Consider the following 8,080-nt stretch of genomic DNA (forward strand, 5'->3'; position numbering starts at 1 on the left):
CTGTTGCCCAGGAGAGCACTGCGTGAGCACACTCCCCGTCCCGGCCGTCGGCAGCCGTCCTCAGGACGGCTCCGACTACACCGCACGGCACCTGATGGTGCTCGAAGGACTCGAAGCCGTACGTAAACGCCCCGGCATGTACATCGGATCCAGCGACAGCCGCGGCCTGATGCACTGCCTGTGGGAGATCATCGACAACGCCGTCGATGAAGCCCTGGCCGGCGCCTGCGACCACATCGAGGTCATCCTCCACGACGACGGCTCCGTGGAAGTCACCGACAACGGCCGCGGCATCCCTGTGGACACCGAACCCCGCACCGGCCTGTCCGGAGTCGAGATCGCCTACACCAAGCTCCACGCCGGCGGAAAATTCGGCGGCGGCTCCTACGCGGCCTCCGGTGGTCTGCACGGCGTCGGCGCCTCCGTGGTCAACGCTCTGTCCGCCCGGCTGGACGTCGAGGTCGACCGCCACGGCCGCACGCACGCCATCAGCTTCCGCCGCGGTACACCCGGCACCTACACCGGCCCCGGACCCGACGCCCCCTTCACCCCTGCCCAGGGCCTGTGCCAGACCACCAAAATCCCCAAGTCGCGGACCGGCACGCGCGTGCGCTATTGGGCCGACCGGCAGATCTTCCTGAAGGACGCGAAGCTCTCCCTGGAGAACCTGCACCAGCGCGCCCGCCAGACGGCCTTCCTGGTGCCCGGACTGACCATCGTCGTCCGGGGCGAGTACGGCCTCGGCGAGGGCGGCAGCAAGGGTGAGGAGTCCTTCCGCTTCGACGGTGGCATCAGCGAGTTCTGTGAGTACTTGGCCAGCGACAGGCCCGTCTGCGACGTGCTCCGCTTCAGCGGACAGGGCACCTTCAAGGAGACGGTTCCCGTCCTCGACGAGCACGGCCAGATGACGCCCACGGAGGTCACCCGCGAGCTCGGCGTGGACGTCGCCATGCGCTGGGGCACCGGGTACGACAACACGCTCAGGTCGTTCGTCAACATCATCGCCACGCCCAAGGGCGGCACCCACGTCGCCGGCTTCGAGCAGGCGGTCGCCAAGACGATGAATGAGGTGCTGCGGGCCAAGAAGCTGCTCCGTGTCGCCGAGGACGACATCGTCAAGGACGACGCCCTGGAGGGGCTCACGGCGGTCGTGACGGTCCGCCTGGCGGAGCCGCAGTTCGAGGGGCAGACCAAGGAGGTTCTCGGCACCTCGGCGGCCCGGCGCATCGTGAACAACGTGATCTCCAAGGAACTCAAGGCGTTCCTGACCTCCACCAAGCGTGACGCGGCCCAGCAGGCCCGGATGGTCCTGGAGAAGGCCGTCGCCGCCGCCAGGACGCGCATCGCCGCCCGTCAGCACAAGGACGCGCAGCGTCGCAAGACGGCCCTGGAGTCCTCCTCGCTACCCGCCAAGCTGGCCGACTGCCGCAGCGACGACGTCGAGCGCAGCGAGCTGTTCATCGTCGAGGGCGACTCCGCGCTGGGCACGGCGAAGCTCGCCCGGAACTCCGAGTTCCAGGCGCTGTTGCCGATCCGTGGCAAGATCCTCAACGTCCAGAAGTCGTCCGTGACCGACATGCTGAAGAACGCCGAGTGCGGCGCGATCATCCAGGTGACAGGGGCCGGTTCCGGGCGGGCCTTCGATCTGGACGCGGCGCGCTACGGCAAGATCATCATGATGACCGACGCCGATGTGGACGGCTCCCACATCCGCACCCTGCTCCTGACGCTGTTCCACCGCTACATGCGGCCCATGGTCGAGGCCGGCCGGGTGTTCGCCGCGGTGCCGCCGCTGCACCGCGTCGAGCTGGTCCAGCCGAAGAAGGGGCAGGTCAAGTACGTCTACACGTACTCGGATCGCGAGCTGCGCGACAAGCTGCTCGAGTTCCAGAGCAAGAACATCCGGTACAAGGACTCGATCCAGCGGTACAAGGGCCTCGGCGAGATGGACGCCGACCAGCTGGCCGAGACCACCATGGACCCCCGCCACCGCACCCTGCGCCGGATCAACCTCTCCGACCTGGAGGCCGCGGAAGGCGTGTTCGACCTGCTGATGGGCAACGACGTCGCACCGCGCAAGGAGTTCATCGTCGGCTCCGCTGCCACGCTCGACCGGTCCAGGATCGATATCTGAGAACTGCGCGACCCACCCAGGCGGCCCCAGACGCGGAAACCTCCGTGCCTCGCAGCATCTGGTAGGCACGTTTCGGAGCTCGCTCATAGGCCGCCTGTACCAGTGGCTGGACGCGTTCTCGTAGCGTCGACGGCTCGCGGCCGCCGAGGAGGGTGTCAGCTGCAAGGAGGGGGTCTGCTGCGAGCCGCTGGTCCAAGCGTTCCTGCAAGCCGATCAGGCGGGCTCGCTCCGTCGCGGACAGGTGGCTTCCGCTGGTCTGAGGGGCCGTGTCCAGCCGGGCCCCGCAGACTTTCCTGCATTTCCCGGCAGCGGGTTCCTCCGGCATCGGGTTGCCGCACTACGTCGCCGCCGGCGCGAGAAGGCCGTGCCTGAGCGCCCCGCCCCGCCCCGCCTCCGGCGCTCGGAGAGCGGCTGCGTGACCGGCGCCCGGTCGCCTCGCGAAGCCACCGGTCGTCCGCGACACCCACCGGTCCGAACCGGCGGCGGTCCATGTCCCAGCGGATCAACGTCCTGTAGCCGACCTGCTTCAGACCCAGTGCTACGGCCTCCTCGGGCCAAGGGGCAGGCCGCCCCCGCGTCCTCGCGTTCACCAAGCTCATCGAGGCCCGGGCCCATGCCCGCGAGAACAACCCCAGGGCCGCCTCCCGGGCGCTCACGGCTGCCGGCCGGAGCCGACCTTCCGGTGGCCGGGGTCCGCAGGTCGGAGAGCTGACGACTGTGGCGGACCCACTCCACCCCGGGCAGGACCCGGGAGTACTCACTGTGGCCTGTGCCGCAGACACCGCGCCGGCATCTGCGGCGCACGACACCAGGACGCCCCGGACCACTGGGCGCCACCCACTCACGGAGCGGCCGCCCTTCGGCTGCTCGTCAGGGCTGCGAACGGCCACCGGGGGAGCTGCCCGACAGGATCACCCTGTGCGGCTCCCCAGTCGTGTTCATGCTGAACTCCTCCATCAGTAAATGCGCCTCCCATTCCGCCGTCTCACCCGGCAGCCGCCCGTACTCGTACACCCGCGAGACCAGAAGCCCGGCGGTCAGTACGTCATCGGGGACGCCACGGCTCCACAGGTCGGCCGCCTCCGCGTACACGGCAGCGGTCGGCACCGGCAGCTGTGCCATGGCCAGCAGGAAGCCATACACCTCGTCGCGCGCCTCGCCGTACGTCAACCCGCCCTTCCCAACTGCCGCTTCGCCGTATCCGGCCTTGCCGGGCGTCGGTGGGTGAAGTCTGATCTGCATCCAGTTCCAGGGCATGCCCGAAGCCTAGAAGCAACCGGCGCGGCGCACGGGCCGATCACCCGAGTGAGTGACAGCCCCATCCACCTGCCTCAGACGCTGTTGGTCAATTCGGGGCCTCGGTTGACGTCAGTTCCCAAGACCTGGTCGTGGTCTTGGGAACCGACGTTGTCGTATGGGGAGTGTGCCGATGTCGATGCGGCCGAGTGGACCGGGTGGGGTTCCGGCGTCGACAGTGCGGGGGCGCGGGCGGCCTTCCCGAAGGGCAGTCGGGCGAGTGGAAGCTTGCGCAGGCCGCGACGATGTAGCCCCGGTCGCGAGGTGTCCAGCGGGCTTGACCTTGGCGGTGACAGGGGTGGCCGCCGCTGCCTCGACAGCGGCGGCCTTGGCCGGAGCTCGATGTACCTTGCATCGGTGCACGCCGCGCAGATGATGGCCGAGGCCGAGGTCGACACCGCCACGGCCGAGCTGTACGGCTCTCTCTACGAGAAGGGGCGCATGGCGGGCGAGAAGGCCTGCTTCAACGGCGACTACTACACCGAGATCAACTCCAACACCGGTGCCTCGTACGGCAACGGCTCCGAGATCGACATGCTGCTCGGCCAGTGGTGGTCCACGCAGCTCGGTCTCGGCGACATCTACGACAGCGCCCACAGGGACAAGGCGGCCGGTGAACTGTTCACGAACAACTACCGGGACAACCTGCTGGGCGATGCCCCACACTCCGGCTACAACTACAGCCACCAGTTCAGGCAGTACATCCTCGAAACCGACGGCGGCCTGCAGATGATCGCCTGGCCGCATGACGACCAGCCCTCCAACACGCCTCTTTATTACGACGAGTTGATGTCGGGCTTCGACGCACGACACGATCACCTTCGCGCCCGCCTGGAAGCCATCCGGCCACCGGTCCTTCTTCAGCACAGGTGAGGCCTGGGGCCCCTTCACCCAGAAGCGCGCGCAGGGGGCAGGTCAGACCGACACCCTGCGCGTCCGCCACGGCTCGCTGACCGTGCACACACTGAGACTCGAAATTCCCAAGGGGGCGGGTACGGTCCACGTGGACGGCACCGAAGTCCGCGTCTCCGGCACCACGGCGGCACCAGGGTCGTCCGGCTTCCCGTGATCTCAAGGCCCGCTGTGCGAATGGTCTGCAGCACGGTGCGGACACCTGGGCGTCACGGATCTGACCGGGCAGTCGTCGCGTATCGCCGGGGTCATCACCAAGGCCACCCACGATCAATGGGCAGTGGCCCGCCGTTGCCAGGCCGCGCACATCCAGAAGCTGGCAGCCGGGATCAAAACGGTGCGGCACCGCCTGTCCCTCCCGATCGACGAGCGAGGAACGAAGCCGGCCGCAAGCGGCTACCGCTCGAAGAACGAGTGGTTCCGCAAGTCCCGCCGCTTCGCGACACTGGAAAACCGGCACGCCGCTGCCGTCTCCGACCGGCAGGCCGGACGGGTGCGGGTGGTACAGGGCGGCAACGGGACGAGAAGGCGGGAAACCCAGCGCATCCAAAACCGTTCGGGACACACCCAGAACGCAGCAGTGGGTCCAAGACTCACTCATGCGCACTGGTCAGGAACGGTGCTTTCCGTCATCGGCCGTCCCTGAGGTGGCGTAGGAGCCGTCGAGCCTGTCGTAGAGCTTGTTACCTGACCACACGGCCTCGCCCGGCGCTGTGCGTCGTCGGTCGTCTCAGGAGACTATGGAAGCACTGGAAAGGCACGGGAAACACCCCAGCGCCCCAGCTCCAGGGCCTACGCTGGGCGCGCGTCGCCCTGGCAGGTGGAAGGAGCGCCCGGGATGAGTGAAGCGGGATCCTTCGGTGCCGACAGCGACTCGTCCGGCCTTCGGCTGGAGCTGCCGAGCAGGTTGCTGGAGACGCTCGGTGTGGCGGTAGTAGCGCTGGATACGACCGGGCGGTTCGTGTTGTGGAGCCCGCAGGCCGAGGAGTTGTTCGGCTACTCCGCGCAGGAAGCACTGGGCCGGCACGCGGCTCAGCTGTTGGTCCCTGCCCGGTACAGGGACCTGGTGGCCGACAAGTGCGAGCAGATGATGGAGACCGGCCAGAGCTGGGCCGGGGTTTTTCCCGTCCGCAACAAGGACGACAGTACGCGGCTGGTGGAATTCCACAACACCCGGCTGCCGGACAAGCAGGGCGACTTCTGCACCCTGGGCATTGCCACAGATGCATCGACGCTGCGCGAGGTCGAGCGGGACGTGGCGTTGTCCACGCAACTGATAGCCCAGTCGCCGATCGGGCTGGAGGTTCTGGACACCGATCTACGTTATGTAGCCGTCAATCCGGCGATGGAACGCATGCACGGCCTGTCTGCCGAGGACCACCTCGGCCGGGGCTTCCGTGAGGTCCTGCACTCCGTCAGTGTCGACGCGTCTGAGGCAGCAGTCAGGGAAGTGCTCAAGACCGGACGCCCTCAAGTTGACAAGTACACCATTGGCCGCACCCCGGCCGACCCTGACAATGATCACGCCTGGTCCGTCTCCATCTACCGGCTGGAGGCTCTCAACGGTCAGGTTCTTGGTGTCGCCATGTCGGTGGTGGATGTCACAGATCGGTACGGTGCGATCACAGCGGCTGCCCAGGCCCGGCAGCGTCTGGCCCAGATCGCCGAGGGCTCCGCCCGTATCGGTACCACCTTGGACATGAAACAGACCGCCCGCGAGCTTGCTGACGTCGCAGTGCCCGAGCTCGCCGACATCGCGGTCGTGGACGTACTCGACTCCGCCCTGAACGATCGCCGCCCCGCGACGTCCGACAGCGGCCCGGCGCGCTTTCGCACCCTCGCTGTGAAGACCGCCTACCTCAGCGAGGCGGCCGGCGCCGTCGGCACGGCCGACCAGCCGGTCAGCTATGACGCCGACCGACTGCCCACCCAATGCGTACGGACCGGTCAGCCGATCATGGTGACTCGCGTGGAGGAGTGGGATCTGGCGCGCATCGCCCGTGACGCCGGAGCCGCCGCTCTCCTGGCCAGTGTCGGCATCCACTCCTATCTTGCGATACCGCTGGCCGCCCGGGGCCGGGCGCTCGGCGTCCTGGGTCTGATGCGCGGCCGCAATCAACTGCCCTTCAACGCGGACGACGTCACCCTGGCCGGTGAGCTGGCAGGCCGAACCGCAGTGTCGCTCGACAACGCACGCCTGTACCAAGGCGTCCGCAACACCGCGGTGACGCTCCAGCGCAGCCTGCTGCCCAAGCCGACGCCACCCGAGGATCTGGAGGTCGCCACCCGCTACCAACCGGCCGGAACCTCTACCGAGGTCGGTGGCGACTGGTTCGACGTCATCCCCCTCACGGAGGACAAGACCGCACTCGTGGTGGGCGACGTGATGGGCAGCGGTATCGATGCGGCCGCCACGATGGGCCGCCTGCGCACCGCCACCGCGACCCTGGCTGACCTCGGCCTCCCGCCCGCCCAGGTGCTGCAACACCTCGACAAGATCACCGCCGGTATCGATCCCTACATCGCCACCTGCATCTACGCCGAATATGACCCGCACAGCGACTCGTGCTGCATCGCTGCGGCCGGACACCTGCCCCCGGCACTGACGCCTGCAGACGGGCCCCCCGAACTGCTCGACCTACCATCTGGAGCACCCCTCGGGGTCGGCGGCGTCCCCTTCGAAACGACCATCGTGCCTTTGCGCCCCGGCGATCAACTGGTCCTCTACACCGACGGCTTGATCGAAACACGTCGCGACTCCATCGATGAACGCCTCGACCTCTTTCTCCGCGTACTCGACGGCCACGACCGTTCCCTGGAAGAAACCTGCGACCGACTCCTGGAAACACTGCGTGATCCGGACGACCACGACGACGTGTCCGTACTCATCGCCCGACCCAGACCGCGGCCCTGACGCACTGCGGACGCCGGCCGGCCGGGGACAGCTCTTGGCGTGCTGCCGCGCTCAATTGACGGCGTGTACCGAATCGTTGCTCGGGTCGGCACTGTCGCCTCCCGGATCAACCTCCTTGCCTTACAGCACTGTTCCGCCGGTCCGCTGCCCCCGTCGCGCAGCTGCACGGCCGTACCGGTATCTCAATCCGCCACAGAACCGCGAGAAGACCACACTGCTGACGCGGCGGCGGTCTCAGGGATGATGACCGTATGCCGTCCTGGCCGCGCAGGACAGCAGGAAGAACCTTCCCCCTTCGCAGTACGTCGCGCCGTCCACCAGCGCCTGACCCAGCACACTACGGGCGGGCGGATACAGCGCGGCATCGAGCGGGCCCCTCTCACTGACGCCCCAGGCATCGGGCGACTGCAAGAGGGGCGCAGCGGCAAAGCCGTCGTCGTCATGTCGTCACAACCGCAGCGGCCTGCCCCCGACGACCTTCCGGGACGCCCACCGACAAGGTCCGGCCCACGTCAACGCCGGCACAACGGGCACCGAGCAGCCCCGGCAGGACGCAGACCCCAGTGGCACTCGGGAGACCAGAGCATTCCCAGGCACTCGCCCGCCCCGTCTCCTGGGAGTAACCGAGGTCGGCCAACCGAAGTATGCGTGTTGTTGAAATATTCCGACGCAACAACTTTCCGGGCCATGGTCCTCCTCACATCAAGAATAGTTTTCTGCTCAACTACTTCGAAGGTACTGTCGCAAGTGCCTACCGAAAGGCAGCCCGTGGATCTGTTCGCGCAGGTCACGGGGCAATCAAGGAGGAAAGATCATGGCATACA

The 8,080-nt window shown here is 67.5% G+C and carries 4 protein-coding genes; 3 read left to right on the forward strand and 1 reads right to left on the reverse strand.

Going from position 1 to position 8,080, the window contains the following annotated elements; all coding sequences use genetic code 11:
* The first annotated feature begins 22 nt into the window (after window positions 1-22).
* A complete protein-coding gene (locus IEZ15_RS25575) occupies window positions 23-2,134 on the forward strand; it encodes a DNA gyrase/topoisomerase IV subunit B (RefSeq protein ID WP_189279529.1) in 2,112 nt (703 codons plus the stop codon).
* A gap of 870 nt (window positions 2,135-3,004) precedes the next feature.
* On the opposite strand, the gene IEZ15_RS25580 is transcribed toward IEZ15_RS25575, so the two are convergent.
* Window positions 3,005-3,391 (reverse strand): hypothetical protein, encoded by a 387-nt coding sequence (locus IEZ15_RS25580; RefSeq protein ID WP_189279530.1) that lies wholly within the window; start codon window positions 3,389-3,391, stop codon window positions 3,005-3,007.
* 381 nt (window positions 3,392-3,772) lie between these two features.
* Between IEZ15_RS25580 and IEZ15_RS25585 the strand changes: the two genes are divergently transcribed.
* Together IEZ15_RS25585 and IEZ15_RS25590 are read left to right on the forward strand one after the other, a co-directional pair.
* Window positions 3,773-4,303: a GH116 family glycosyl hydrolase gene (locus IEZ15_RS25585; protein WP_268250422.1), complete on the forward strand. Its 531-nt coding sequence runs from the start codon at window positions 3,773-3,775 to the stop codon at window positions 4,301-4,303.
* Window positions 4,304-5,180: 877 nt separating this feature from the next.
* Window positions 5,181-7,256: a SpoIIE family protein phosphatase gene (locus IEZ15_RS25590; protein ID WP_189279532.1), complete on the forward strand. Its 2,076-nt coding sequence runs from the start codon at window positions 5,181-5,183 to the stop codon at window positions 7,254-7,256.
* Window positions 7,257-8,080: the final 824 nt, after the last annotated feature.

This window comes from Streptomyces atratus, assembly GCF_014648655.1.
GTDB classification, from domain to species: Bacteria; Actinomycetota; Actinomycetes; order Streptomycetales; family Streptomycetaceae; genus Streptomyces; species Streptomyces atratus.

Excerpts from the sequence above, each read along its gene's own strand:
- IEZ15_RS25585 (WP_268250422.1), top strand. The coding sequence starts at position 3,773 with ATGTACCTTGCATCGGTGCACGCCGCGCAGATGATGGCCGAGGCCGAG.
- IEZ15_RS25590 (WP_189279532.1), top strand. The coding sequence starts at position 5,181 with ATGAGTGAAGCGGGATCCTTCGGTGCCGACAGCGACTCGTCCGGCCTT.
- IEZ15_RS25580 (WP_189279530.1), bottom strand. The coding sequence starts at position 3,391 with ATGCCCTGGAACTGGATGCAGATCAGACTTCACCCACCGACGCCCGGC.